The sequence below is a fragment of the Limnohabitans sp. Rim47 genome, from assembly GCF_001517545.1.
Lineage (GTDB): Bacteria > Pseudomonadota > Gammaproteobacteria > Burkholderiales > Burkholderiaceae_C > Limnohabitans_A.
In genome coordinates, this window is record NZ_FBYA01000005.1 from 26,169 (window position 1) to 50,588 (window position 24,420).

General features: G+C 61.3%; 24 protein-coding genes. 4 read left to right on the forward strand and 20 right to left on the reverse strand.

What is annotated here, in order from left to right; genetic code table 11:
• Positions 1 to 8: 8 nt before the first annotated feature.
• The 18 genes from BN3544_RS11885 to BN3544_RS11970 all read right to left on the reverse strand — a co-directional run bounded on the left by BN3544_RS11885 (position 9) and on the right by BN3544_RS11970 (position 19,261).
• Positions 9 to 989 carry a Bug family tripartite tricarboxylate transporter substrate binding protein gene (locus BN3544_RS11885; RefSeq protein ID WP_019430270.1) on the reverse strand — a complete coding sequence of 327 codons (981 nt, stop codon included), beginning with the start codon at positions 987 to 989 and terminating at the stop codon, positions 9 to 11.
• Between the two features lie 41 nt (positions 990 to 1,030).
• Positions 1,031 to 2,092 carry an amidohydrolase family protein gene (locus tag BN3544_RS11890; protein WP_019430269.1) on the reverse strand — a complete coding sequence of 354 codons (1,062 nt, stop codon included), beginning with the start codon at positions 2,090 to 2,092 and terminating at the stop codon, positions 1,031 to 1,033.
• Positions 2,093 to 2,109: 17 nt separating this feature from the next.
• Positions 2,110 to 2,631, reverse strand: a complete 522-nt coding sequence (locus BN3544_RS11895; RefSeq protein WP_019430268.1) for a GNAT family N-acetyltransferase — start codon at positions 2,629 to 2,631, stop codon at positions 2,110 to 2,112.
• Positions 2,628 to 3,521, reverse strand: coding sequence for an isocitrate lyase/PEP mutase family protein (locus BN3544_RS11900; RefSeq protein WP_019430267.1), 894 nt, complete (start codon positions 3,519 to 3,521; stop codon positions 2,628 to 2,630). The genes BN3544_RS11895 and BN3544_RS11900 overlap by 4 nt, the downstream gene beginning before the upstream one ends.
• Entirely contained in the window at positions 3,518 to 4,921 is a 1,404-nt protein-coding gene (locus tag BN3544_RS11905; protein ID WP_019430266.1) for an FAD-dependent oxidoreductase, read from the reverse strand. The genes BN3544_RS11900 and BN3544_RS11905 overlap by 4 nt, the downstream gene beginning before the upstream one ends.
• 4 nt (positions 4,922 to 4,925) lie before the next feature.
• Complete coding sequence (locus tag BN3544_RS11910) at positions 4,926 to 5,540, reverse strand: cysteine hydrolase family protein (RefSeq protein ID WP_019430265.1); 615 nt, start codon at positions 5,538 to 5,540, stop codon at positions 4,926 to 4,928.
• Complete coding sequence (locus BN3544_RS11915; protein ID WP_019430264.1) at positions 5,537 to 7,609, reverse strand: hydantoinase/oxoprolinase family protein; 2,073 nt, start codon at positions 7,607 to 7,609, stop codon at positions 5,537 to 5,539. Before BN3544_RS11915 ends, BN3544_RS11910 begins: the two co-directional genes overlap by 4 nt.
• A complete protein-coding gene (locus tag BN3544_RS11920; protein ID WP_026036703.1) occupies positions 7,606 to 9,297 on the reverse strand; it encodes a hydantoinase B/oxoprolinase family protein in 1,692 nt (563 codons plus the stop codon). Before BN3544_RS11920 ends, BN3544_RS11915 begins: the two co-directional genes overlap by 4 nt.
• A gap of 5 nt (positions 9,298 to 9,302) precedes the next feature.
• Positions 9,303 to 9,806: a LeuD/DmdB family oxidoreductase small subunit gene (locus BN3544_RS11925; protein ID WP_019430262.1), complete on the reverse strand. Its 504-nt coding sequence runs from the start codon at positions 9,804 to 9,806 to the stop codon at positions 9,303 to 9,305.
• Positions 9,803 to 11,077, reverse strand: coding sequence for a 3-isopropylmalate dehydratase large subunit (locus BN3544_RS11930; RefSeq protein ID WP_019430261.1), 1,275 nt, complete (start codon positions 11,075 to 11,077; stop codon positions 9,803 to 9,805). The genes BN3544_RS11925 and BN3544_RS11930 overlap by 4 nt, the downstream gene beginning before the upstream one ends.
• A gap of 8 nt (positions 11,078 to 11,085) precedes the next feature.
• Positions 11,086 to 12,063, reverse strand: a complete 978-nt coding sequence (locus tag BN3544_RS11935) for a Bug family tripartite tricarboxylate transporter substrate binding protein (protein ID WP_019430260.1) — start codon at positions 12,061 to 12,063, stop codon at positions 11,086 to 11,088.
• An 83-nt stretch (positions 12,064 to 12,146) separates the two neighbouring features.
• Complete coding sequence (locus BN3544_RS11940) at positions 12,147 to 12,857, reverse strand: ABC transporter ATP-binding protein (protein WP_019430259.1); 711 nt, start codon at positions 12,855 to 12,857, stop codon at positions 12,147 to 12,149.
• Positions 12,854 to 13,633, reverse strand: coding sequence for an ABC transporter ATP-binding protein (locus tag BN3544_RS11945; protein WP_019430258.1), 780 nt, complete (start codon positions 13,631 to 13,633; stop codon positions 12,854 to 12,856). Before BN3544_RS11945 ends, BN3544_RS11940 begins: the two co-directional genes overlap by 4 nt.
• The gene (locus BN3544_RS11950) at positions 13,630 to 14,610 is read right to left on the reverse strand and encodes a branched-chain amino acid ABC transporter permease (RefSeq protein WP_019430257.1); all 981 of its coding nucleotides are present in this window, start codon (positions 14,608 to 14,610) and stop codon (positions 13,630 to 13,632) included. The genes BN3544_RS11945 and BN3544_RS11950 overlap by 4 nt, the downstream gene beginning before the upstream one ends.
• Positions 14,607 to 15,479: a branched-chain amino acid ABC transporter permease gene (locus BN3544_RS11955; protein WP_019430256.1), complete on the reverse strand. Its 873-nt coding sequence runs from the start codon at positions 15,477 to 15,479 to the stop codon at positions 14,607 to 14,609. The genes BN3544_RS11950 and BN3544_RS11955 overlap by 4 nt, the downstream gene beginning before the upstream one ends.
• 25 nt (positions 15,480 to 15,504) lie before the next feature.
• On the reverse strand, positions 15,505 to 16,707 hold the full coding sequence (locus BN3544_RS11960) for an ABC transporter substrate-binding protein (protein WP_019430255.1): 1,203 nt from the start codon (positions 16,705 to 16,707) through the stop codon (positions 15,505 to 15,507).
• A gap of 20 nt (positions 16,708 to 16,727) precedes the next feature.
• Entirely contained in the window at positions 16,728 to 17,531 is an 804-nt protein-coding gene (locus tag BN3544_RS11965; protein ID WP_026036700.1) for a GntR family transcriptional regulator, read from the reverse strand.
• 158 nt (positions 17,532 to 17,689) lie between these two features.
• Positions 17,690 to 19,261: an acyl-CoA synthetase gene (locus tag BN3544_RS11970; RefSeq protein WP_019430253.1), complete on the reverse strand. Its 1,572-nt coding sequence runs from the start codon at positions 19,259 to 19,261 to the stop codon at positions 17,690 to 17,692.
• A 21-nt stretch (positions 19,262 to 19,282) separates the two neighbouring features.
• Here BN3544_RS11970 and BN3544_RS11975 point away from each other — a divergent pair, with 21 nt between their 5' ends.
• The gene (locus BN3544_RS11975) at positions 19,283 to 19,906 is read left to right on the forward strand and encodes a DUF2889 domain-containing protein (protein ID WP_255348582.1); all 624 of its coding nucleotides are present in this window, start codon (positions 19,283 to 19,285) and stop codon (positions 19,904 to 19,906) included.
• A gap of 162 nt (positions 19,907 to 20,068) precedes the next feature.
• Complete coding sequence (gene miaB / locus BN3544_RS11980; RefSeq protein ID WP_019430251.1) at positions 20,069 to 21,406, forward strand: tRNA (N6-isopentenyl adenosine(37)-C2)-methylthiotransferase MiaB; 1,338 nt, start codon at positions 20,069 to 20,071, stop codon at positions 21,404 to 21,406.
• A gap of 96 nt (positions 21,407 to 21,502) precedes the next feature.
• Here the strand turns inward: miaB and BN3544_RS11985 are convergent, their stop codons facing one another.
• Both BN3544_RS11985 and ffh read right to left on the reverse strand, forming a co-directional pair.
• Positions 21,503 to 21,895 (reverse strand): gamma-glutamylcyclotransferase family protein, encoded by a 393-nt coding sequence (locus BN3544_RS11985; RefSeq protein WP_036075201.1) that lies wholly within the window; start codon positions 21,893 to 21,895, stop codon positions 21,503 to 21,505.
• 20 nt (positions 21,896 to 21,915) lie between these two features.
• On the reverse strand, positions 21,916 to 23,301 hold the full coding sequence (gene ffh, locus BN3544_RS11990) for a signal recognition particle protein (RefSeq protein WP_019430249.1): 1,386 nt from the start codon (positions 23,299 to 23,301) through the stop codon (positions 21,916 to 21,918).
• 106 nt (positions 23,302 to 23,407) lie between these two features.
• Between ffh and BN3544_RS11995 the strand changes: the two genes are divergently transcribed.
• Positions 23,408 to 24,184 (forward strand): cytochrome C assembly family protein, encoded by a 777-nt coding sequence (locus BN3544_RS11995; RefSeq protein WP_019430248.1) that lies wholly within the window; start codon positions 23,408 to 23,410, stop codon positions 24,182 to 24,184.
• Positions 24,181 to 24,417, forward strand: coding sequence for a PP0621 family protein (locus tag BN3544_RS12000; protein ID WP_019430247.1), 237 nt, complete (start codon positions 24,181 to 24,183; stop codon positions 24,415 to 24,417). The genes BN3544_RS11995 and BN3544_RS12000 overlap by 4 nt, the downstream gene beginning before the upstream one ends.
• Positions 24,418 to 24,420 lie beyond the last annotated feature (3 nt).

Genomic DNA, 24,420 nt, shown 5'->3' on the forward strand with positions numbered 1-24,420 from the left:
TGGTTCAATCAGTCGGCTGAAATTTGTTTGGTGCGAATCACCGCGCCCCAGCGAGGGTAGTCTTTGGCCACAATGGCCGACAGCTCTGCCGGGCTGGACGGCACAGCGTCCATGCCTGCCTTGCCCAAAATATCCTTCACATCGGTTTGACGCAAGATGGCCGCCATCTCGGTGTTCAAACGCGTGACCACGGCAGCCGGTGTCTTGGCAGGCACAAAGAACGCGTACCAGAGGTCCACATCCACGCGCTTGACGCCCACTTCGTCGAACGTCGGCACATCGGGGGCTACGGGGTGCCGCTTCGGGCTGCCCACTGCCAAGGCATTCAGCCGTCCGTTTTTCACAAAACCTTGCGCGATGTGCACAGGCAAAAAGCCCACATTGAGCTCACCGCCCAACAAGTCCTGGGTGTATCCAGCCGAACCGCGGTACGGCACATGCAGCATGAAGGTGTTTGACTCCAGCTTGAACAGCTCCATGGCCATGTGGTGCGGGGTGCCCACACCCGGCGAACCAAAGCTGATGGCTCCTGGCCGAGACTGCGCCTGCTTGACCAGCTCGGGCAATGACTTGATGCCGGTCTTGGGGTTGGCCACCAGCATCAAGGAGCCATACGCGGCCATCGACACGGGGGCGAAATCCTTGACCGGGTCAAAGGCCACACCTTTGTACATCTGTGACGCCATCAGCATGGTGTTGGCCCCCATCAAGACGGTGTAACCATCGGGCGCAGATTTGGCCACCGCCTCAGCACCGATATTGCCGCTGGCACCCGGCTGGTTTTGCACCACTACAGACTGCCCCAGACGCTCACTCAGGCGCGGCGCCACCACACGGGCGATGGTGTCCATGCCAGTGCCCGGCGTGAAGGGCACAATGATTTTGAGGGTCTGGGTGGGGTAAGTGCCTTGTGCCAAAACACCCGGGCTGGCAAAAGCGAACACAGCCGCAGTGAGTGCCAGCAGTTGTCGGCGATCCATGGTTTTCATTTTTGTCTCCTAGGGGGGTCTAACAGCGATGCTTCAAACGTTCATTTGGCGGGTGCAATTTTGAACAGCCGCTCTGCGTTGTCCTGAAAGAAGGCTTTGCGTACCTGGGGTGCCATGTCCAGGTTTTCCAGCATAGCCACTTCTTCGGGCACATATTGATAGGGGTAGTCCATGGCGTAAAGCACGCGGTCGGGGCCCATGAAGTCTTGTGTGAATTTGAGTGCAGCGCCCCACGCCACGCCACTGTTGGTGATGTGAAAGTTCTCGCGCAGGTAGTCACTGGGTTTGCGCTGCAGTGGCTGCACGCTGGGGTAGCGCTGTGAGCGCACGGTCGCCGCGTGCATGTAATCCAGGCGATACGCCCAAAACGGCAAGGCCTCGCCCATGTGACCCAAAATGACTTGCAACTTGGGGAAGCGGTCAAAAACACCCGAGGTGATCAGACGCAACGCGTGCAAACCCGTCTCGACACCAAAACCATAAATGGCACCATCGAGTCCGGCCTCAATGAAGTGCTGGATCATGCTGGCGGGCATCGCGTTGGGGTGCAAATAGATGGGCGTGTCCATCGCCTCGGCCGCCTCAAAGATGGGCCAGAACTTGGTGTCCGACAGGTACTCTCCCTGCGTGTGGGAATTGATCACCACCGAATGCATGCCCAACTGGTTCACGCCTCGCTGGATTTCTTTGGCTGCAGCGGCCGGGTCTTGCGGCGCGACGGCAATCATGCCCACCAGGCGATCAGGATGGCGTCGCGTGGCTGCGGCCAAAACGTCGTTGGCTTCTGGCGCAAAAGCCACCGCCGTGTCCTTGTCCATGATCTGGACCCCCGGCGAGGTCAGGCCGATCACCTGCACATCGACACCTGCCGCATCCATGTGGGCCAGACGCAGTTCATCCAGATCGACCAAGCAACGCATGATGTGCTGGGCCCTTTCACTGGGGCTGCTCATGTAAAAACCCATCAGGTGCTTGAAACCCATATCCACATCGTCTTTGGCGAGGATGCGCCTGTAGATGTCCAGCATCTCGGGTGGCGAAAACGCCTCTTCGGTGGCAATGCGCCGGTAGGGGCGTTGGGGCAAGGTGTGAGGGATGCTCATGGTTCGGTCTCCTTCGCTCAATTGAGCGGTTGTGGGTCAATGGTGTATGCGGGCCGCAAGGCCAGATCCCAGTTCTGGCCCACCAGATCGTGGCCAAAAGAATGGTGGCTTTCTTCGGCCACCAGCACAAAACCAGCGGACTGGTAGATGTGGCGGGCGGCGACCAGAAGGTCATTGGTCCAAAGGGTCAGTGTCTGGTACCCCTTGGCACGGGCAAAGGCGATGCATTCATTCGTCAGGGCATGGCCCAGCCCCAAGCCGCGTGCCCGGGGTTCGACATACAGCAGACGCAACTTGGCCACTTCGTCAGAGGCCTTAACCAGAAACGCAGAGCCCACGATCTGGCCCTCGATTTCAGCGATCCAGGCGTTCTCGCAGGCGACGTCAAAATTCTTTACAAACTGCGCGGCAATTTCAGCAACCAAGGCCTCGAACGTGCCATCCCATCCGTATTCCTGTGCGTACAAAATGCCTTGGCGATGCGTGACCCAGCCGATGTCACCCACTTGCAGGCTGCGCAGTGTCCATGTGGGTGTCATGCGTGCAGGCCTCCTTCATAGCCTTGTCCCAGCGCCAGCAGTTGCGGTGTTTCTATGACCGCGTTCAGACCGTCAAAATCGAGCATCTGGTCTTGCCATGGGCGTGTGGTCTGGTGCGTGTGCAAGCTGGCGTAATAGCCTTGCAGGGTGTGCAGGACCGCCCGCGCTGTGCCGCCCGGAAAGATCACGATCTTGAACCCGCGCCCGCCCAACTCGGCCGCGCTTTGCACCGGCGTCTTACCGCCTTCGACCATGTTGGCCAGCAGGGGCACGCGCTTGGCGAACTGGGCGCAAGCCCGGCTCATCTGCTCGTCCGAACGCAAGGCCTCAATGAACAGCGCATCCACACCGCATTCCAAATAACGCTCGGCCCGCTCCAACGCGGCGTCCAGCCCCTCGACCGCCACCGCATCGGTGCGCGCCAGGATCAAGGTATTTTTGTCCTGCCGGGCGTCGAGTGCGGCGCGCAGTTTGCCCTGCATCTCCGCCACCGGCACCACGCCTTTGCCATCCAGGTGGCCACAGCGTTTGGGGAAAGTCTGGTCTTCGATCTGGATCATGGCGGCCCCGGCTCGCTCGAAGTCGCGCACCGTGCGTTGCGTGTTGAGCGCGTTGCCAAAGCCGGTGTCAGCGTCCACGATGACAGGAATGCTCACCCGGTCGGTGATGTGGGCCAGGGTCTGCGCCACCTCGGTGGCCGTGGTCAGACCGATGTCTGAGCGGCCCAAGCGCGTGTAGGCAATCGATGCGCCCGACAAGTACACCGCCTCAAAACCGGCCTGCTGCGCCACCAGTGCGGTGAGTGCGTCATACACACCAGGGGCCAGCAAGGCTTCGGTTTGTTGCAGGCGCTGGCCTAAGGTTTGGCTCGCGCGATGGGGCTGGCTCATGGTGCCGAATCCTTTAAAAGTTGTTCTACCGTGTGTGCCGCGATGTGCCCGCCCGCGATGGCGCTGAGCAGGCCGTTGCCCGACAAATAGCCCCACACCGCTTGGCCCGACACTCCTCTTGCTGCACCGCCTGCAGCCAGCAAATTGGGCAAGGGCGTGCCGTCCTCGCGCAGCACGCGGGCTTGCGCATCAATGTCCAGCCCGCCTTGGGTGTGGAACAAAGCGCCTGTCACCTTGATGGCATGGAACGGGGCTTGGAGTGCGCGGTTGAAATGCCGCCCCGTGACCGGATCGGTGCCAGACTGCACCGCATTCAAAGTGGCTTGCAAGGCTTCATGCGGGCAGCCAATGAGCCGTGCCAGTGCCGCCGCATCAGCGGCGTGTAGCACCGCGCCCGCGCCTTGCGCAGCCACAAAATCAGGGAACTCTTGAGCAAAAGCCAAGAGCGTATCGTCAAACACATTCCAGGCCACGCCACCCGGCTGCGCCAGCACATGCACCGCTGCTTCCGAATAGCCTTGGGTTTCGTCGTGAAAGCGTTCGCCTTTGGCGTTGATCTGCACGCCACCTTCCATCATCAGCGCCCACGAAATCAAAGCACCTTGCGGCACCGCCCATGAGCCGTGGCCCTGGTACGCACCCAGATCGGCCAGACGCGCGCCGAGTTGTTGACCCCAAACGATGGCACTGCCATCGTTGCCCACATGGCCGGCATAAGTGGCCTCGGCCATCTCGGGCAGCAGGTTTTTGACCATGGTCGTGGCCCCACCAAATCCGTTGCAGGCCAGCAGCACCGCATCGCAGCGGATGCGCTCAGTTTGCCCGTCTGGGCGCACAAAACCCACACCGTGAAGGCGCTGCGCGTCGTCGGCCCACAGCTCGGTCACCTGCGCCTGCGTGAGCACCAGCACGCCTGCTGCGTCAGCTGCGGCTTGCAGGCGGCTCATCAAGCCAGCCCCGGTTTTTTCGGGCACAGCGTGCATGCGGTGGGCACTGTGGCCGGGGTACAAAAAGTTGTCCAACACCTGCCAGGGCAGACCGTGGTGGACAGCCAAGGCGTCCAAGGCCGGACCGATGCTTTGGGCATAGGCCTGCACCAGATGCGGCGCGGCCTGGCCGTGGGCTTTGGCTTGGATGTCGTCAGCAAACAACGCCACGCTGTCGGTGATGCCCTGCGCCTGTTGCGCCAGCGTGCCCGGCGCGGGCACAAAGCCCGACGACAAAGCCGTGGAGCCTGCCGCAAACGCATCGCGCTCCAACACCACGCACGCCACACCCAGCCGGTGCAAGGCCAGCGCCGCCGTCAGGCCGCAAGCGCCTGCGCCCACGATCACCATCGGTGTGTGATCGTCGGTCTGCAACTCGTTAGCAGAACAAACTTGAGGCCAAGGTGCGCTCATGGCTTCAGCCCAGTTGTTTCAAAAAGGTGGCGCTGTCTATGACCTCGGCCACCGAGGCCATGTCGGCCAGCGCAGCCTGATGCGCGGCTTCGCTGAAGGCCGCGCAGCCGTCCGACAAGACAATGACGTGGTAGTCGCGCACATGGGCATCGCGCACCGTGCTGGCCACACCGCCGTTGGTCACGATGCCGCAGACCACCAGCGTGTCGATGCCCGATTTCTTGAGCACCCAGTCGAGCTGCGTGTTGAAAAAGGCCGAGTACGCCACCTTGAACACCGACACATCGACCACCGGCGCAAGCAAGTCCACATTGGCCTGGCCCCGGCTGCCGGGCGCGAAATCGCCCTTGCGCAAAAACGGGCGGCGCTCTTTGAGGTGCGCCGAAATCATGGGCTCACCATGCGCATCGGGCCAAAGCGTGAACAGGCTGGCGGTGACCAAGCCGCCGCGGGCTTTGATGGCGCGCGCCACCGGGGCCATTCGCTCGGGCAACTTCACGGCTTCGGCACTCAAGGTGTTGCCCCGGGCATAAGCCCCATCGGGGGCCAAAAAATCGTTTTGCAGGTCGACGATAACCATGCCCATGTTCTTGCCCAATTTTGCGTTCTTCAAGTTCATGCAGTGCGCTCCACCAAGAGGTTGCCCAGCTTGTCGACCCGGCCTTCAAAGCCAGGTTCGAGCCACACCGTGGTGTCGGGCTGCTCCAGAATGGCAGGGCCTTGCACCACGGTGCCCACGGGCAAGCTCAGGCGCTCGTAGCGCTGCGCCGTCCACCATTGGCCTTGGTGATAGACCTGCTGCGCGCCCACCGGGGCCGTGCGGCCCTCACCTTGGGGGGCCAGCACCGCCAGATCAAACTTGGGACGCCGTCCGATGCGGGCATAACGCAGGTTCATCACGCGGATCACCGGGCCTTGCAGCACGCGGCCAAAGGCGTGCTGATAAGCCGCTTCAAACGCGGCCAGCAAACCCGCTGCATTCAATTGCTCACGCTTCAAAGGCACTTGCAGCGTGTGCGTCTGGCCCATGTAGAGCATGTCAAAGCTGATGACTTCGTCCACGCGCACAAAGTGAACACCGGCAGAATCCAGGCGCAGCTGGCAGGCTTGCGCCAGGCTGTCGATGCGTTGCAACAAGCCGGACCAAGCCACATCGACCAAAGCCACGTTCAGGGTTTGCACCGCGTCATGGCGCATGTCGGCCATCACGCAACCCAGCGCCGAAGTAACACCCGGGTAACGTGGCACGATGCCAGTGGTCACACCCACCTCACGCATCATGGCGCACACATGCAGACCGCCACCGCCGCCAAACGGCATGTAGGCAAACTGGCGCGGATCGTGTCCGCGCTCGATCGACACCACGCGGATTGCACCGGCCATGTGGGCATTGGCCACCGTCAAAATCGCCTCGGCCGCGGCCAGCGCCGTCAGGCCCAAAGGCTCGGCCACATGCTGGGCAATCGCTTGTTCAGACAAACCCGAATCCAACTTTTGCAACAAGCCGCCACCCAAAGGCCGGTCGGCCGCGATGCGGCCCAGCAGCACATTGGCATCGGTCACGGTCGGGCGGGTGTTGCCGCGCCCATAGCAGGCCGGGCCGGGAATGCTGCCCGCCGACTCAGGGCCGACCTGCAACATGCCACCCGCATCGACCGAAGCAATCGAGCCGCCACCGGCACCGATGGTCTCGATCTGGATCATGGGCGAACGCACAACCAAGCCAAATTCGATGGACGTTTGCGCGGCCAGTGCAGCCTCGCCGCCCGCCACCAGCGACACGTCGAACGAGGTGCCGCCAATGTCGCCGGTGATGACATTCTCAAAACCCGACGCCCGGGCGATTTCGGCGCAGGCCATCACGCCCGCCGCCGGGCCCGACAGCGCTGTGCGCACCGGCACATCGCACGCGGTCTGGCGCGACATCACGCCGCCATTGCTTTGCACAATCAGCAACTCACCGCCAAAGCCCTGGGCCCGCAGATCACCGTCCAGCCGCTGCAAATAGCTGCCCACCACGGGCTGCAAGGCGGCGTTGAGTGTGGCCGTGGAGCAGCGCTCGAACTCGCGAATTTCGGGCAGCACTTCACTGGCCGCCGTCACGTAACTGTTGGGCCAGATCTCGCGCACGGCGGCCACGGCCGCTTGTTCGTTGCTGGGGTTGGCGTAGGCGTGCACAAAGAACACGCACACCGCCTCGCACCCTTCGGCCAGCAGGGCGCGGGCCTGTTCGCGCACTTGGGTTAAGTCGACCGCCGTGTGCAACTGCCCATCGGCCAACACACGCTCGTCCACCTCCAGACGCCAGGCGCGGGTCACCACCGGGGTATAGCTGCCGCGCAGGCCCCAAGTTTGCGGACGGTCGCGCCGACGCATCTCCAACACATCGCGAAAACCACGTGTGGTGATGATGCCAGTGCGGGCGATCTTGCGCTCCAGCAAGGCATTGGTGCCCACCGTGGTGCCGTGCACGATGGTGGCGATGTCTTTGGCTCCATCAGCCCCGGTGTTGCCGGTCACTTTGGCAATCCCGTTCATGAAGCCCCGGGCTTCTTCGCCCCGGGTCGATGGCACCTTGACGATGCGGGCCTGGCCTGTTTTCTCATCCAGCACAAACAGGTCGGTGAAGGTGCCGCCCACGTCCACGCCGACCACCCAGTGGGGCAGGCTCACTGATTGCTCGCTCATGCTTGTTCCTTGTGTTCCTGGAGATAGCCCAGTGCCGCATCGTTCTCACGGTCCTGCACAGAGCGGTCTGCCGGCTTTCCCCAGCCTCCACCGCCCGGCGTTTGCAGGCGCACACGGTCGCCCTTCTTCAATTGGATGCCGAGCATCTTGGACACCATGGATGGCGTCTTCCATTCGCCGTTCTGGCAGTACTCAAACACATTGGGCAGTGCAGGCTGGCCGCCGTGGATGCCCTTGGGGGCCGACTTGCCGCGCTCGCCAAAAATGAAGGCCTCAGCGCTGTCTTCGAGCAACTCGATCTCGTAAATCGCCCCCAGACCGCCCCGGTGCTGGCCATCACCACCCGAGCCGGGGCGCAAGGCCCATTGGGTGAAGCGCACCGGGTAGGCCGCTTCCAGAATCTCCATGGGTGGAATCGTGGCGGTCGAAATCGGGGCGTTGCCGTGCGACAAGCCATCGCCATCGGAATGACCACCATGGCCGCCACCAAAAAAGCTGAACATCACCCAGCGCTGACCCTTGCGCTTGTCGTCGGTGCGGTGGCCCGCGATCGACAAGGCGTTAATGGTGCCGTAGGCATGGGCCACGGCCCGCTGCGGGTCGGCCAGCGCAGTGGCACTGAAGATCACGTCGATCATGCGCAAGATGGTTTCGGTGTAGCCGCCCACGGGGCGTGGGCGCGAGGCGCTGATGACCAAACCATCGGGAATCACAAAATCCACCGCATCGAGCACGCCCGCGTTGGCGGGCACATCGGGAAATACATGCTTCAAAGCCACATAGCATGCGGCTACCGCCGTGGCCCGCGAGATGTTCACGGGCCCTGCGCACTGCGCTGAGGTGCGCGAAAAGTCCAGCGTCAGCCGGTCGCCGGCCACCGTCATGTCCAGCGCAATCGTCAGCAGTTCGTCTTTTACGCCGTCGTTGTCCAACACGTCTTCAAAGCTGTAGCAGCCATCGGGCAGGCTGCCGATGTGTGAGCGCATGAGGCGCACAGCGCGGCTGCGCAGCTCTATCAGGGCCTGAGCCACTTTGGCGTCGCTGTATTCGTCGAGCAAACCGTCCAGCCGCCGTGCGCCCAACTCGAGTGCAGCCAACTGGCCATTCAGGTCGCCCCACAGGCTGTCGGGCAGACGCGTATTGGCCCGCAAGATGGCCAAGACATCCTCGTCCAGTACACCGGCCCGCAAAATGCGCACCGGAGGAATTTGCACCGCTTCTTGCCAGCATTCGGTCGCGGCCGGGTTGTAGTTGCCGGGCACCGCGCCGCCCACGTCGTGCCAGTGCGCGGCAGATGCCAAAAAGCAATACAGCTGCCCGTTGCGAAAGCAGGGTTTCACCAGTTTGAAGTCGTTGGCGTGGGTGCCGCCCTCGTACGGATCATTGAACAGCCACACATCGCCAGGCTGCATGCCGCCACGCTCTGCGGCCACGCGCATGGCCGCTCGCACAGCAAAGGCCATCGCCCCCACAAACACCGGCAAGCCCGACTTGCCCTGAATCAGGGTATCGCCCGTTTGCGCATCGTAAAGGCCGTGGCAGGCATCGTGTGCCTCGGCAATGATGGGGTTGAAGGCGCTGCGGTACAACGTCGCGTCCATCTCGTCGGCGATTTGCTCCAAGCGACCGCGCAATACGGCCAAAGTGACCGGGTCCATGGCGGCCGGGGTTTGTGAAACTGAAGCCATCGGGTTCATCCTTGCTTTCTTTTTTTGAGCAGGGGCAACAAGCCACCCGCGTCGACCATGTCCATCAAAAATCCGGGAATCGGCGCACAGGCGAGACATTGACCGTTGGGTCGCACCACACAGGGCGTGTCGCCTTCAAACTGCAACGCCACTCGCTCTCCCTCTTCGATTTTTAAGGCCTCCGGGCAGGTCAGCAGCATCAAACCGAGGTTGAAGGCGTTGCGAAAATACAGACCGCTGTAAGACGGTGCAATCACCGCTGCCAGGCCCAGATACCGCAGCACACCAGCCGCCTGTTCACGCGATGAGCCGATGCCAAAGTTGGCACCGGCCACGATCACATCACCCTCGTGCACGCCAGAGGCAAAGTCGCTGCGCACCGCTTCCAAACAATGCCAGCCGATCACTTCGAGGCCATGCTTCATGTAGGCGCCGGGGGCCAAGGCATCGGTGTCCACGTCGGCACCCAAGCGCCACACACGGGCGTTTTGAAAGGTTCGTTTGTTCATGCCAGAAAATCCCGTGCATCGCTGATGCGCCCGCGCAAAGCCGAGGCCGCCACCGTGTAAGGCGAGGCCAGGTACACGTTCACGCTGGCCGGGCCCATGCGGCCCTTGAAGTTGCGGGCAGTGGTCGAAATCACCGTGGCCCCTTCGGGGAAAGTCGCGCCATAGCCCGCGCATGCGCCGCAGCTGTTGGGCAGCACCGTAGCTCCCGCATCTTGCAAAATTTGCATCACCCCTTCTTGCGTGGCCTGCGCTTGTTCACGGGCACTGGCAGGGGCCACCATGAGTTGCACCCCCGCAGCAACCCGTTGACCCTTGAGCACCGAAGCGGCAGCCCTCAAGTCTTCGAGCTTGGCCCCGGTGCAGGCACCGATGTAGGCAATGTGGGGGGACACATCGGCAAAGTCGCCCACATCCCGCGTGTTGGCCGGGCTGTGCGGCGCGGCCACCTGGGGGTTGAGGGCGCTGGCATCAAAGTTTTGCTGCTCACACTCGGCGTTCTCGTCGGTAAACCACTGCTCGGCACCGGCCAATTTTTCAGGGGCAACACCGATGCTGCGCAGATGGCTCAAGGTGGTCTCGTCGGCCGCGATCAGGCCCGCTTGCGCGCCCATCTCGGCGCTCATATTGGACAAGGTCATGCGCTCGGCCATGGACAAGGCTTGCACGGCTGTGCCGGCAAACTCAACGGCTTGGTATTGACCCCCATTCATGCCAAAGCGGCCGATCATGTGCAACATCATGTCCTTGGCCGACACGCCGGCCTGCAAGCGACCAGACCAGTGCATGCGCAAGGTGCGCGGCACCTGAACCCAAATCTGGCCCGTAACGCACACGCCCAGCATTTCAGTCGCGCCAATGCCGAACATGTAGCAACCAAAGGCACCGCCCGTGGGTGAATGCGAGTCGCCGCCCACGCAAAACATGCCTGGCTTCAAATGCCCCCGCTCGGGCAGCACCACATGGCAAATGCCCTCACTGTCAATGACGTGCGGCAACTTCCATTGTTTGGCTGTGTCACGCGCAATCTGCACGATTTGCTGCGCGTCGGCGTCTTGTGCCGGCACATAGTGGTCCAGCACCAGAACCACCTTTTGGGTGTCCCAAATCTGCGCACCCAGCTCGTCGAGCATGGGTTTCAAGCGGCGCGGCCCAGACGAATCGTGGAACATGGCCAGGTCGACATTGCAGGTGACCACCTCCCCCACAGCCACATGGCTGCGCCCTGCGGCGCGTGCAATGAGTTTTTGTGCCAGCGTTTGCGGTTGGGACATATTCGTGCTCATTCGGGCTTCGCTCCGGCGTACTGCACCACGGCCCGCCAGCGCACGATCTCGCTGTCTACAAAGCGGGCGAACTCTTCGGGGCTGTTGCCCACGGGCGTTGCGCCTTCATGCTCGATGCGGCGCTTGACCTCTGGCGACATCACCGCAGCACGGGCCGCATCGGCCATGCGCTTGGTCAAATCCGCACTCATGCGGCCGGGACCAAAGAGACCAAACCAGGCGCTGGATTCGTAGCCAGCCAAGCTTTCGCCGATCGAGGGCACATCCGGAAAAGCCGCCAGTCGCTTGGCGCTGGTCACGCCCAAGGCCTTGAGCTTGCCCGCCTTGATGTGCGATTGCACGTTGCCGATGGCTGCAAACATCAACTCCACCTGACCGGCTAGCACGTCTTGCACAGCAGGGGCCGTGCCCCGGTAAGGGATGTTGACGATGTACGCGCCCGATTTCATCTTGAACGCATCACCCGCCATGTGCAGCGAGGAGCCCAAAGCGCCAATGGCAAAGTTCAGCTGTCCGGGCTTGGATTTGGCCAAGGCGATCAATTCCTTGACGTTGTTGGCAGGCACCTTGGGGTGGGCCACCAGCATCGAGGGCGAGGTGGACACCATGGTCAGCGGGGTGAAGTCTTTCACCGGGTCAAACGGCAAGCTGGGGTAGAGCGAAGCGTTGATGGCGTGGCTGGTGAAGCTCATGAGCAGCGTGTTGCCATCGGGCGCAGCCTTGGCCACCGCATCGGCGGCCAGATTACCGCCTGCACCGGGCTTGTTTTCCACCACCACGGTGCGGCCCAGTTGCGTGCCCAACACTTGAGCCAACGTACGGGCCATGGTGTCGGTGGTGCCGCCTGCGGGGGCTCCCACCAGAATTTTGATCGGCGGCTGTGTCTGGGCTTGGACCAGACCGACCACACCCGAACAGGCCAGCGCAGCGCTCCAAACCAGGGCTCTTCGCATGGGCATTTTTGTGTGTGTCATGGAAATTCTCCGTTGCAATTATTCAATCCAGCCCATGCGGGATGGGACAGGCGTGCATTCAGGTCTTGGGCATCACAGGCCGATCACATGCCCAGATAAGCTTGACGCAATGTGTCACTGGCCAACAAGTCGGCCGGCGTGCCGGTGAAACGGATTTGGCCGTTTTCCATCACATAAGCGCGGTCTGCAATGTCCAGTGACTGACCCACGTTTTGCTCCACCAACAAGATCGCCAAACCGCTGCTGCGCAGCTGAGAAATCAAGGCAAAAAGCTCCTCCACCAGCAAGGGCGACAAACCCAGCGAAGGTTCGTCCAGGATCAACAAGCGCGGTTCGGCCATCAGGCCGCGGCCAATGGCCAGCATCTGCTGCTCACCGCCACTCAAGGTGCCCGCCAGCTGGGCCACGCGTTCTTTCAGGCGCGGAAAGGTCTCATACACTTTGTCCAGGTTTTGCGCCCGGCGCTCACGACCCCGTGTAAAGGCCCCCAGCTCCAGGTTTTCGTGCACGCTCAAATTGGGAAAAACCTTGCGGCCTTCGGGTACCTGAATCAGGCCATGTGTGACCACCTTCTGGTAGTGCATGGCCGTGATGTCTTGGCCGTCAAACTGCACCTGCCCTGCGCGTGTCGCCACCAGTCCGCTGAGCGTGAGGTTGAGCGTGGTCTTGCCTGCGCCGTTGCTGCCCAACAATGCCACCAACTCGCCGGGCATGACCTTCAGGTCCACACCGCGCAAGACCTCGACCACGCCATAACCCGACTTGAGGCCTTGCACATTCAAGAGCGCGTTCATGCCTGAACCTTCTGGGCAGCCGCCGTTGCGCGGGCCGCATTTTTCTGCAAACGCTCGGCCGTGCCGTGACCCAGATAGGCCTCAACCACGGCTTTGTTATTGGTCACTTCGGCGGGGCTGCCTTGGGCAATGAGTTGGCCTTGAGCGAGCACCCAGACTTCTTGCGCCAAAGTCATCACGGCCTGCATGACGTGCTCGATCATCAACACCGTCACACCGCTTTGGGCAATGCCCTGCACCACCGGAATCATCTCGGCAATCTCTTGTGGGTTCAACCCGGCCAGCACCTCGTCCAGCAGCAACAGGCGCGGGCGCGTGGCCAAGGCACGGGCCAACTCGAGGCGCTTGCGCCCGGCCACCGTCAGGTCGCTGGCCAATTTATCAAGTTGAGGCGACAGGCCCACCTGCTGCGCCACCGACTCGGCAAACGCCAGCGCTTGAGCGCGGCGCGGCAAATGCAGGTGCGCCCCCACGGCAATGTTTTCGCGCACGGTTTGCGCTGCAAACGGCTGCACGATCTGAAAAGTGCGCGTCAGGCCCATGCGGGCGTTCAGGTGCGGCGCTTGGCCTGTGATGTCCTGCCCCGCAAACACCACCCGGCCTGTGTCTGGCGTCAGGAAGCCGGACATGAGTGCAAACAAAGTTGTCTTGCCTGCGCCATTGGGGCCGATCAAGGCGCTCAAACGGCCTTCGGTCACAGACAGGCTCACGTTTTGCACCGCCTTCAAGCCGCCAAAGGACTTGCCCACGCCCTCGATTTGCAGCAGCGTATTCATGATTTTCCTCCGTCAGAACGCTTGCTGCCACGCAGCCACTGCAGCGGCATGACGGTACCCAAACCGGCGATGCCACGAGGCAAGAACATCACAATGACGATCAGCACAACACCATAAATGACCATGTTGATGCCGGGCAACTGCCCAAACAGATTGCGCGTGAGGTCAGCCAAAATGTGCAGGCTGATGGCCCCCAGCAACGGCCCCCACAATGTGCCCAAGCCGCCCACAATGGCGCCTACCAGTGCCTCGACCGAAGTGTGCGAGCCAAAGGCAATGCCCGGATCGATGTATTGAAACACCTGCACATAAAACGCGCCGCCTGCGCCCATCAGACCACCCGATAAAACCGTCGCGATCAATTTGACACTGAAGGGGTTGACGCCAATGGCGCGGGCCGCGTCTTCGTTGTCGCGCACCGCTTGCAAATAAGCGCCAAAGCGCGAGTGACGCAGCCAAGCGGTGATGCACAGCGCCAGTGTGACCAAGCCCAGCATCAACCAGATGAACCCGACCCGGTTGGCGAACTGCATGTTGGCGGCCGACTCCTTGAGCGGCAGCATCAGGCCCACACCCGCCCCGGTAAACGGCACCGAGGTGGCCAAAATGCGAAACACCTCGGCAAAGGCCAGCGTGACCAGCGCGAAATACGAACCCTTGAGGCCATAGCGGAACGAGGCCGCACCCACAAAAGCCCCCACACCTGCTGCAAAGGTCATGGCCAGCGGCAAGGCCACCCAAGGACTCAGGCCCCACTGCATTTGCGCAATGGCCTGCACATAAGCGCCCGTGCCAAAAAACAGCGCATGGCCAAACGAAAACTGTCCGCCAAAACCGCCCAATACATTCCAGGCTTGCGAGAGCAAACAAGCGTAAAGCGCGGTCATGACGAAGTTGAGCATCACACCCGACTGGGTGAAAAACGGAATGACCCCGATGACCAGCGCAAACAGCGCAATGCGGCGAAAGTCTTTCATGCCTTCGCCCCAAAAAAACCTTGTGGGCGCAGCATCAGCACCACAATGAAGATCACAAAAATACCCACCTGCCCGAGCGACTCACCCAAAATCAAGCCGCCCAGCGACTCGACGACTCCAATCAGCAAGCCCCCCAGCAAGGCCCCCGCAAAACTGCCCATGCCGCCCAACACCACAATGGTGAAGGCCACCAGCACAAAGCCATTGCCCACCTGCGGGTTCACGTAATAGGCAGGCATCAAAAAGCAAGCCGCAGCGCCCAGACTGGCCATGCCCAAACCAAAACACATGGCGTAGACATGGTCCACATCGATGCCCATCAATCGGGCACCCTGCTTTTCTTTGGACACCGCACGAATGGCGCGACCTAGATCGGTTTTTTGCACGATCAGCAGCATGGCGACCGACACCATCAGAGCCCCGGCAAAAGAGACTAACTTGGGCAAGGCAATGAATGCGGGGCCGATCTCGACGGTGGTCAGGGTGTACGCGGTTTCGATGCTGCGTGTGTCGGACTTGAAAAACAAAAGTGCCAGGTTTTCCAGGACGATGGACACGCCCAGCGTGACCAGCAGAATATTTTCATCCTTGCCATGGCTGGCGCGGTTGATGACACCACGTTGCAACGCATAGCCCAGCACAAACATGGTGGGCACCATGATGGGCAAGGCCAGGTAGGGATCGATGCCGAGCTTTTCCTTGAGCATGTAAACGCCGTACAGCGCCACCATCAAGGCCGCGCCATGCGCGAAATTGATGATGTGCAGTACGCCATAAATCAGCGTGAGCCCCAGCGCAATCAGCGCATAAACGGCACCTGTGGTGATGCCGTTCAGCACCGACGGGAACAGGATGTTCAAGTCGAGCATCGGTGTTTTTTCTGCTCAGAGCAGATCAGGCCTTGAGTGGGAAAATTGGCTCAATTTCACGGTAATCGCGTGGCACGATAACCTTGATATCGCCTTTGTGAACCTGGGTCATCAAAGGCTGTGCGCCCATGTTCTGACCATTGACGAACTGTGTCGGACCGTAGGGCATGATGTGATTTTCGAACTTGCTCGAGGCCAGCGCGTCGATGATGGCGGCGCGGTCGGGGGACTTGGCGCGTTCGATCGCATCGGCCAGCAGCATCATGGCGGTGTAGGTCATGAACACTTCGTAGCTGAAGAACTGGCCTTGCGCTTCCACACGCTTTTTGAGTTCAGCCGAGCGCTTGTCCTTGGGGTTGAACCAGTGGTTGCAGTCGATGATGCCGTTGGCCGCTTCCGGGAATTCCTTGACAAACTTGTAGCTCGACGCTGCGCCCCCCAGCACCGAATAAATGGCCTTGGGTGTGATCTTTTGCTGCTGCAAGGTGCGCACCAGCAAGGCATATTCGTTGTAATAGTTGGCCGGGATCAGGATATCGGGGTTGACCTGCTTGATGCGCAGCGCGATGTTGTTGAAGTCACGCGTGGGGTTGGCGTGCTTGATGATCTCTTTGACCTCGTAGCCGTAACCGGGCAGCTCTTTGGCCAGCAAGTTGGCTGTGCCTGTACCAAACAGCGATTCTTCATGCACGATCATCACGGTGCGAGCGGGCTTGCCTGCGGCCGTGTTCAGGGCGTGCAGGCTGGCCACGGCCACTTCGGCGCACTTTTTGTAGCCCGGGCCAAAGCGAAAGGTGTTTTTCAGGCCGCGTTCGACGATCTGGTCAGCCACACCGACATCGACCACATGGGGCAGGTTGTATTTGGCTGCGGCTTGCGTGGTGGCCAGACAAATGGCCGAAGCAAATGCGCCGACGACGGCGCTCACACCGGCTTCGTTCATCTTCTCGATTTCGGCTGTACCTGCTTGTGGGCTGGACTGGGCATCGCCCAACATGGCCTCAATCTTGGTGCCCCCCAAGGACTTGATGCCCCCCGCCTTGTTGATGTCTTCGATGGCCATTAAGGCACCCATGCGGCACTGTTGGCCCGAGTAAGCCAAAGCACCTGTGACGGGGTGCAAGACGCCAACTTTGATGGGCTTGGGCTGCGCCCCGCCGACCAAAGGAAACGCGAGTGCCGAGGCCGCAACAGCGGACTGGCCCATGAAATGGCGACGTGTGGTCATGAGAACATCCTTTAAGAAAATCAATGAAAGTTGGCGGACAGCTCTTGGCTTACCCACACCTTGGCATCAATGCTGCCAACGCGGGATAACTGCATCTGGTATTCATACCGGTCCGGGCGGTACAAGCCATGCAGCCATTGGACGGGACGCTCGTCCTCGTCGTAAATCAAACGCCGCACCGCCAACAAAGCCGATCCGACGGAAACATCCAGGTGTCGAGCCATGCCCACATCGGCCAGACGGGCCGAAATGGTTTGCTCGGCCCGCCCCACTTTGACGCCCGATTCTTCGAGCAACACCAATATGGGTTTTTGCGACAACTCACGTTTGCCAAAGCCAGCCGAAATCGCATCCGGCACCCAAGTGGTGATGTGCGACAAGGGGCCTTCGGGTGTGCTGCGCACGCGTTCTGCTTTTTGCACCCAAGCAGTGCCGGGCAAATTCAGGGCAGCGGCGACATCCACCGGGGCACGCATGCGCTCCACCGACAACACATTGACCTGGGTACGCAGGCCCATGGTGACCAGGTTTTCGAGCAAACCCGTCAAACGGGCCTGCTGTCCCGTGGCCATGGTCGAAGCCTGCGACTGTGCCTCTTGTGCGCGCGCCGTCACGGGCCGCGTGCCACGTCCGGGTTCACGCCGAATCAACCCTTCCTCGGCCAGCTGCGACAAAGCACGACGCACCGTGACCCGTGCCACGCCAAACTGCCCCATCAAAGCCAGCTCACCGGGCAGCCCGGCGTCAAACCGACCTTCGCGCAACTGCTCACGCAGCACCAGATAAATCTGATGGTATTTGGGCAAGGGCAAATGGGCATCCATGAGCACCATCGTGAAACAGTCCTATTGTCCTGTCAATAGGACATTCAAGTCTTATGCATGGGACATTTAGTCGGGGGTTTCCCTGATCGCTGAGACAAAACCATGGCGCCCAGATCAAGCCGGGCATGCCGGGTCAAGTCGGGGAGGGTTACAAGGTTTCATGCGTAACGCAACCGCAAATTCCGTTTGAGCAGTTTGCCGCTGGGGTTTTTGGGAAGTGTGTCAGTGAAGACCACGCGCTTGGGCGTCTTGAAACTGGCCATGTGCTGGGCGCAATGCGCGATCACGGCGGCCTCGTCCAGCACCTGCCCGACTTTGAGCACCACCACCGCCGTCACCGCCTCCACCCAGTGGGGGTCGGGCAGGCCAATGACCGCCACTTCGCTGACTTGGGGCAGGCGGTAGATCATTTCCTCCACCTCGCGGCTGGCCACGTTTTCACCACCAGACTTGATCATGTCTTTCTTGCGGTCCACCACGCTGATGTAGCCCTCTTCGTCGATGGTGCCCAAGTCGCCACTGTGAAACCAGCCGCCCTCAAACGCGGCTTGGGTGCGCTCATCGTCGTGAAAATAAGCCAGCATCAGGTGCGGCGAGCGGTGCACGATCTCACCGACCTCCCCCACGGCCACGTCCTGCATGTCGTCATTGACCACACGCGTTTCGACGTTGCGCACGGCTTTGCCGCACGACCCCGGTTTGCGCAACTGGTCATCCGGGCCAAGCAGGGTGGCCAGTGGGGCGATTTCGGTCTGGCCGTAGAGGTTCCACAGCCGCACTTGGGGCAGGCGCGAGGCCAGCTCTTTGAGCACCTCGACCGGCATGATGGACGCGCCGTAGTAACCCTTGGCCAGTTTGGCGAGCTTGTCCGCATCAAACAGTGGTGAGCGAAGCAACGCAATCCACACCGTGGGGGGTGCAAAGAAGCTGGTGATGCCGAATTTTTCGAGCATGGGCAGCAGCTTGTCGGGCGTAGGTTTGGACGTGATGACGTTGGTGCTGCCCATGTAAATGGCCGGGCCAAAAAACACGTCGAGCTGGGCGCAGTGGTACAGCGGCAGCGCATGCAGGGCCACATCGGCCTCGGCGATTTCGGCGTCAATCACGCAGCTGACGTACTGCCACATGACAGCGTCGTGCGTGAGCTGCGCGCCTTTGGGTGATGACTCGGTGCCGCTGGTGTAGACAATCTGCGCCACATCGCCGCTGGCCAGCTGCACATCGGGCAGCGCATCTGTGCAGGCGGCCAGCGTGTCAAAGCTGTGCATGCTCGCCACGGGCTGGCTCGGGTCTTCGGAGGGCAGCCAAATGAACTGTTCGACTTTCGTGTCGAGCTTGGCAGCAGCCTGCGCCAGCTCGGCCAGACCACTGTCGGTGGCCAGCGTTTTGGCGCCCGCATGGCGCAAGATGAACGCCACCTCTTCGGCCTTGAGCATGAAGTTGATCGGCACCATCACCGCGCCACGGCGGGCCAGCGCAAAGCGCAGTGCCGCAAAACCATGCGAATTGCGCGCCAGCACCGCCACCTTGTCGCCCTCGGCCACGCCGATGCTGGCCAAGCCTGCGGCCAAGCGGGTCACCAGCGCATCGAACTCGGCATACGTCCAGGTGGTGGCCCCGCAAACGATGCCAGTCTTGGCTGGCAAGCGGATGGCCGTGCGGCGCAAGGCATCGGCGATGGTCTGACGGCGAGCGGCGGGGTGGAGGGTGGATTTAGAAAAGAGGGACATGTTCTGGGTTCTTGCGTGGCTATGATTGAAAGATTCAACATCAGACCCGCGAGATTTCCATTGGCACTTCCACCACCCTCCCCCCGAAAACTGTCACATACGCGAACTGTGGTGTACCAAGGCTTTGACCGCGAAGACGGCCTGTGGGACATCGAAGCAGCGCTGACAGACATCAAGACCTACGACTTCCAAGTGGCCAACGAGCGTCCGTTCCCGGCCCAGGACCCCATTCACGGCCTGAAAATCCGCGTCACTCTGAACGACCACATGGTCATTCAGGACGTTGCCACGTCAATGGACGACATTCCGCACCCCGAATGTGCAGGTGCGCCGCACGGCATGCACAAACTCATCGGCTGCACCATGGGCCCGGGCTGGCGCAAAGTCATCAACGAACACGTGGGCGGCACCCAAGGCTGCACCCACCTGCGCGAAATGCTGTTCAACATGGCCACCGCCGCTTACCAGACCCTGCCGTCCGGCCAATGGCAGCGCCTCGAACTGGCGGGTATGCCCCAGCCCACCGTGACCAAACCGCCTTTTCATTTGGGCCAATGCCACAGCTGGGCCTATGACAGCCCGACGGTGCAAAGGGCGTATCCGATGTTTTACAAACCGAAGGCCGCTGAGGACACAGGGAACTGACGGCTGCTCGCCTGCGATAATCTGCAGCATCCAAAGCGCATTTGCGCTTTTTTGTTTTAACAGCCTCTGGATCTACACCATGAACCGCTGCACTTTGGCCCTTCGCGGGCGTGCTTTGCTTTGCCTTGACTTCATCACCTCCCTTGAATCCGTGGGGGCCGCATGAGCAAGAAGGTCTTCATCAAAACGTTTGGCTGCCAGATGAACGAGTACGACTCGGACAAGATGGCCGATGTGCTGGGCGCGGCCCAGGGCTACGAGCCCACGCAAGACGTGGACGAGGCCGATCTGATTTTGTTCAACACCTGCTCGGTGCGCGAGAAGGCGCAAGAAAAAGTGTTCAGCGATCTTGGCCGGGTGCAACACCTGAAGGCCAAGGGCGTGCTGATTGGCGTTGGCGGCTGCGTGGCCAGCCAGGAAGGCGCCGAGATCATCAAGCGTGCGCCTTATGTGGATGTGGTGTTTGGCCCGCAGACCCTGCACCGCCTGCCCGAGCTGCTGGCCGAGCGTGAGCGCAAGCAGCGTCCACAGGTGGACATCAGCTTCCCCGAGATTGAAAAGTTCGACCACCTGCCACCCGCCAAGGTGGACGGTGCCACCGCCTTTGTGTCGATCATGGAAGGTTGCAGCAAGTACTGCAGCTACTGCGTGGTGCCCTACACGCGGGGCGAAGAGGTGTCACGGCCTTTTGACGATGTGCTGGTCGAGGTGGCTGGTCTCGCGGCTCAGGGCGTGAAAGAGATCACGCTGCTAGGCCAGAACGTGAACGCTTACCGGGGCAAGATGGGCAACACGGCAGAGATTGCCGACTTTGCGCTGCTGCTGGAATACGTGGCCGATATGCCGGGCATCGAGCGCATCCGCTACGTGACCAGCCACCCGAATGAATTCACCCAGCGCCTGATCGACGCTTACGAAAAAATCCCCAAACTGGTGAGCCACCTGCACTTGCCCGTGCAGCACGGTTCGGACCGCATCTTGATGGCGATGAAGCGCGGCTACACCGCCATGGAATACAAGAGCACGATCCGCAAACTGCGGGCGATCCGACCCGACATGTCGCTCAGCAGCGATTTCATCGTGGGTTTCCCCGGCGAGACCGAGGACGATTTCAACAAGATGATGAAGCTGATCACCGATGTGGGGTTTGACACGAGTTTCAGCTTCATCTTCAGCCCCCGCCCCGGCACGCCTGCGGCCAACCTGCACGACGACACGCCGCACGAGGTCAAGCTGCGCCGCCTGCACCACCTGCAAGCGACCGTCGAAGAAAACGTGCAGCGCATTGGCGAGAGCCGCGTGGGCACGGTGCAGCGCATTTTGGTGGAGCGGCCTTCACGCAAGGACGCCACCGAGCTGGCCGGCCGCACCGAGTGCAACCGGGTGGTCAACTTCCCCGGCGGCCCGAACATGGACCGCCTGATCGGTCAGATGGCGGATGTGCGCATCACGCAAGGCCTGTCGCACTCGCTGCGCGGCGAGTTGGTGATCAAGGACTGAAGTGGGTGGGAGGCTGCCCCTGCGGCCGAATGTGCGTCGGGCCTCTAAAGGCATTCGCGAACAAGGGCTCGCGCTCCTACACCGCCCCCCTGAAACTCAGGACTCGCGGCCGACTTCGCGGATGTAGCGGCGATAGTCCCCGTGCGCGATGGGCGTGCAGCCGTCTACCGGGCGGTTGTACACATAGGTCTGCACGGGCTGGCCTTGTAGCGAACCGCTGAGCACGGTGACGGCTTCGCGCCAGTATTGCGAGGCCTCGCGGTCGCCACGCACCATGCCCTCCACCCCGTCCAATCGAGCCAGGTGCGCGTCATCCACTTCATAGACTTCGCCCGCGACGGCCCCTGCACCCGCCAGCAAGCCCGGAAAACGCCCCACATCCACCAAGCGACCAGGCACTTGGGCTGTGTCTACAAAACGCGCACCCTGCATTTCCGCTTGCAATCGGAGTCCGGGCATCAAGGTGCCGTAAATGAAGAGAAGCGTCATGGGCTGGTGCTCGGTGAGGATCAACGTGGCATGCCGGGAAAGCCCCCGCCGCCGCCCATCATGCCTTTCATGGCCCCCATGCGTTTCATCATCTTCATCATGCCGCCGCCGGACATTTTTTTCATCATGTCCTGCATTTGCTCAAATTCCTTGAGCATGCGGTTGACGTCTTGAACCTGAACACCGGCACCTGCGGCAATGCGGCGCTTGCGGGTGGCTTTGATCAGCTCGGGCTTGCTGCGCTCTTTGGGCGTCATGCTGTGGATGATGCCTTGCTTGCGGCCAATGTCTTTTTCAACCTTGTCCATGTCCATGGCCCCGGCCTTGGCGGTCATGTGCGATGGCAATTTGTCCATCAGACTCGACAGGCCACCCATTTGCTTCATCTGCTGGATTTGCGCCAAAAAGTCGTTGAGGTCAAAACCGCCACCACTCTTGACTTTGGCCGCCAGCTTTTGCGCGGCTTCCATGTCCACGCCTGCGGTGACCTGCTCGACCAGCGCCACGATGTCGCCCATGCCCAAAATGCGGCCAGCATGTCGCTCGGCATCAAACACTTCCAGCCCGTCAATCTTCTCGCTGGTGCCGGCAAACTTGATCGGTACGCCCGTGATCTGGCGCACCGACAGCGCAGCACCACCGCGTGAATCGCCATCGAGTTTGGTCAGCACAATGCCGGTCAAAGGCAGTGCGTCGCTGAAAGCCCGAGCCGTGTTGGCCGCGTCCTGGCCTTGCATGGCGTCCACGACGAACAAGGTTTCGACGGGCTTCAATTCGGCGTGCAAGGACTTGATTTCCGCCATCAAGGCTTCGTCAATGGCCAGACGGCCCGCCGTGTCCACCAACAACACATCAAAGAAATGTTTGCGGGCGTAGTCAACGGCGGCGCGCGCGATGTCGATCGGCTTTTGCTCGGACGTGCTGGGGAACCACTCGGCCCCCGCTTGCGCGGTCACGGTCTTGAGCTGTTCAATGGCGGCTGGGCGGTACACGTCGCCCGACACCGTGAGCACTTTTTTCTTGCGCTTTTCAATCAGGTGCTTGGCCAGCTTGGCGGTGGTGGTGGTTTTACCCGCACCTTGCAAACCCGCCATCAAAATCACGGCGGGCGGTTGGGCGGCCAGGTTGATGTCTGAAACACCCTCACCCATGGTGGCGGCCAACTCGCGGTTGACCACGCCCACCAAGGCTTGGCCGGGTTTGAGCGAGCCCATCACCTCTTGTCCAAGGGCTTTGTCTTTCACGCGGGCAATGAAGTCGCGCACCACGGGCAGGGCCACGTCGGCCTCCAGCAAGGCCATGCGCACTTCGCGCAACATGTCGGCCACATTGGATTCGGTGATGCGCGCCTGCCCACTGAGGGTCTTGACGAGGCGCGAGAGTTTGTCGGTCAGGGCGGAGGCCATGGGAGGGAATCCAGAAATAACCGGTTCAGCATGATGGCAAAGCCCCTGTGGCTGCACCTGAAAGGCTAAACTCGGACCCATGATTTTAGCGAGTCCCCCATTTTGGATGCTGCCCGCCACCGCACTGGCCGCCGTGGCCTATGGGTTTCCTGCATTGGCCTCTGGGCGGCTCAATGACGCGCATGCTCGCCGCCTGCTTTGGCTGGCCTGGGTCGCCCATGCGGTGGCTTTGCTGAGTCTGCTGTCTGGCCCGGTTCACTTTGGGTTTGCGCCTGCGATTTCAGTGACCGCTTGGCTGGTCGTGACCGCCTACATGGTGGAGAGCCAGTTCTTCCCCAAGTTCAAAGCCCGTTGGGCCATGGGCGGCTTGGGCAGCATGGCGGTTGTGCTCGCCTGGTTTTTCCCGGGCACGCCGCTGTCGGCCTCAGCATCGGCATGGCTGCCGCTTCACTGGGCCTTGGGCCTATCGGCTTACGGCATGTTTGCCGTCGCCGTGGTGCATGCTTGGATGATGACACGCGCCGAGCACAGCATCCGCATGGCGCACGATGCCGACAGTGGTTTGCCCCTGCTGACGCTCGAGCGCCTGACTTTTCGTTTTGTCTCTGCGGGTTTTGCACTGCTAAGCGCCACTTTGGTGGCCGGTGTTTTGTTTGGTGACGCGCTTTACGGCCAAGGACAAGGCCACTGGCGCTGGGATCACAAAACCATTTTTGCCCTGCTGTCATGGTTGACCTTTGCCGTGCTGTTGCTCGGGCGCAGCCAATGGGGCTGGCGTGGTCGCCGGGCGGTGCGGGTGCTCTACATCGGGGCGGGCTTGCTGCTGCTGTCTTATGCGGGCTCTCGGTTTGTGATGGAAATTTTGCTGGGACGCATGGGATGAAGTACCTGTTTTTATTGTTGGTCGTGTTGGTGGTGATCTGGGCGCTCAAGCGTGGTCGGATCGCCAAACAGTCCGCACCCGACCCAACAGCACAAGCGCCCAAGCCCTCCGAAATGGTGACCTGCGCCCACTGCGGCATCCATTTGCCCCACGATGAAGCGGTCACGGGGCAAAAAGGCCTTTACTGCAGCACCGAGCATCGCGCGGCTGCGCAAGACCGCAACCCGGGCTGACAC

Coding starts and splice junctions, on each gene's coding strand:
- BN3544_RS11885 (WP_019430270.1), bottom strand. CDS start 989: ATGAAAACCATGGATCGCCGACAACTGCTGGCACTCACTGCGGCTGTG.
- BN3544_RS11890 (WP_019430269.1), bottom strand. CDS start 2,092: ATGAGCATCCCTCACACCTTGCCCCAACGCCCCTACCGGCGCATTGCC.
- BN3544_RS11895 (WP_019430268.1), bottom strand. CDS start 2,631: ATGACACCCACATGGACACTGCGCAGCCTGCAAGTGGGTGACATCGGC.
- BN3544_RS11900 (WP_019430267.1), bottom strand. CDS start 3,521: ATGAGCCAGCCCCATCGCGCGAGCCAAACCTTAGGCCAGCGCCTGCAA.
- BN3544_RS11905 (WP_019430266.1), bottom strand. CDS start 4,921: ATGAGCGCACCTTGGCCTCAAGTTTGTTCTGCTAACGAGTTGCAGACC.
- BN3544_RS11910 (WP_019430265.1), bottom strand. CDS start 5,540: ATGAACTTGAAGAACGCAAAATTGGGCAAGAACATGGGCATGGTTATC.
- BN3544_RS11915 (WP_019430264.1), bottom strand. CDS start 7,609: ATGAGCGAGCAATCAGTGAGCCTGCCCCACTGGGTGGTCGGCGTGGAC.
- BN3544_RS11920 (WP_026036703.1), bottom strand. CDS start 9,297: ATGGCTTCAGTTTCACAAACCCCGGCCGCCATGGACCCGGTCACTTTG.
- BN3544_RS11925 (WP_019430262.1), bottom strand. CDS start 9,806: ATGAACAAACGAACCTTTCAAAACGCCCGTGTGTGGCGCTTGGGTGCC.
- BN3544_RS11930 (WP_019430261.1), bottom strand. CDS start 11,077: ATGTCCCAACCGCAAACGCTGGCACAAAAACTCATTGCACGCGCCGCA.
- BN3544_RS11935 (WP_019430260.1), bottom strand. CDS start 12,063: ATGACACACACAAAAATGCCCATGCGAAGAGCCCTGGTTTGGAGCGCT.
- BN3544_RS11940 (WP_019430259.1), bottom strand. CDS start 12,857: ATGAACGCGCTCTTGAATGTGCAAGGCCTCAAGTCGGGTTATGGCGTG.
- BN3544_RS11945 (WP_019430258.1), bottom strand. CDS start 13,633: ATGAATACGCTGCTGCAAATCGAGGGCGTGGGCAAGTCCTTTGGCGGC.
- BN3544_RS11950 (WP_019430257.1), bottom strand. CDS start 14,610: ATGAAAGACTTTCGCCGCATTGCGCTGTTTGCGCTGGTCATCGGGGTC.
- BN3544_RS11955 (WP_019430256.1), bottom strand. CDS start 15,479: ATGCTCGACTTGAACATCCTGTTCCCGTCGGTGCTGAACGGCATCACC.
- BN3544_RS11960 (WP_019430255.1), bottom strand. CDS start 16,707: ATGACCACACGTCGCCATTTCATGGGCCAGTCCGCTGTTGCGGCCTCG.
- BN3544_RS11965 (WP_026036700.1), bottom strand. CDS start 17,531: ATGGATGCCCATTTGCCCTTGCCCAAATACCATCAGATTTATCTGGTG.
- BN3544_RS11970 (WP_019430253.1), bottom strand. CDS start 19,261: ATGTCCCTCTTTTCTAAATCCACCCTCCACCCCGCCGCTCGCCGTCAG.
- BN3544_RS11975 (WP_255348582.1), top strand. CDS start 19,283: ATGATTGAAAGATTCAACATCAGACCCGCGAGATTTCCATTGGCACTT.
- miaB (WP_019430251.1), top strand. CDS start 20,069: ATGAGCAAGAAGGTCTTCATCAAAACGTTTGGCTGCCAGATGAACGAG.
- BN3544_RS11985 (WP_036075201.1), bottom strand. CDS start 21,895: ATGACGCTTCTCTTCATTTACGGCACCTTGATGCCCGGACTCCGATTG.
- ffh (WP_019430249.1), bottom strand. CDS start 23,301: ATGGCCTCCGCCCTGACCGACAAACTCTCGCGCCTCGTCAAGACCCTC.
- BN3544_RS11995 (WP_019430248.1), top strand. CDS start 23,408: ATGCTGCCCGCCACCGCACTGGCCGCCGTGGCCTATGGGTTTCCTGCA.
- BN3544_RS12000 (WP_019430247.1), top strand. CDS start 24,181: ATGAAGTACCTGTTTTTATTGTTGGTCGTGTTGGTGGTGATCTGGGCG.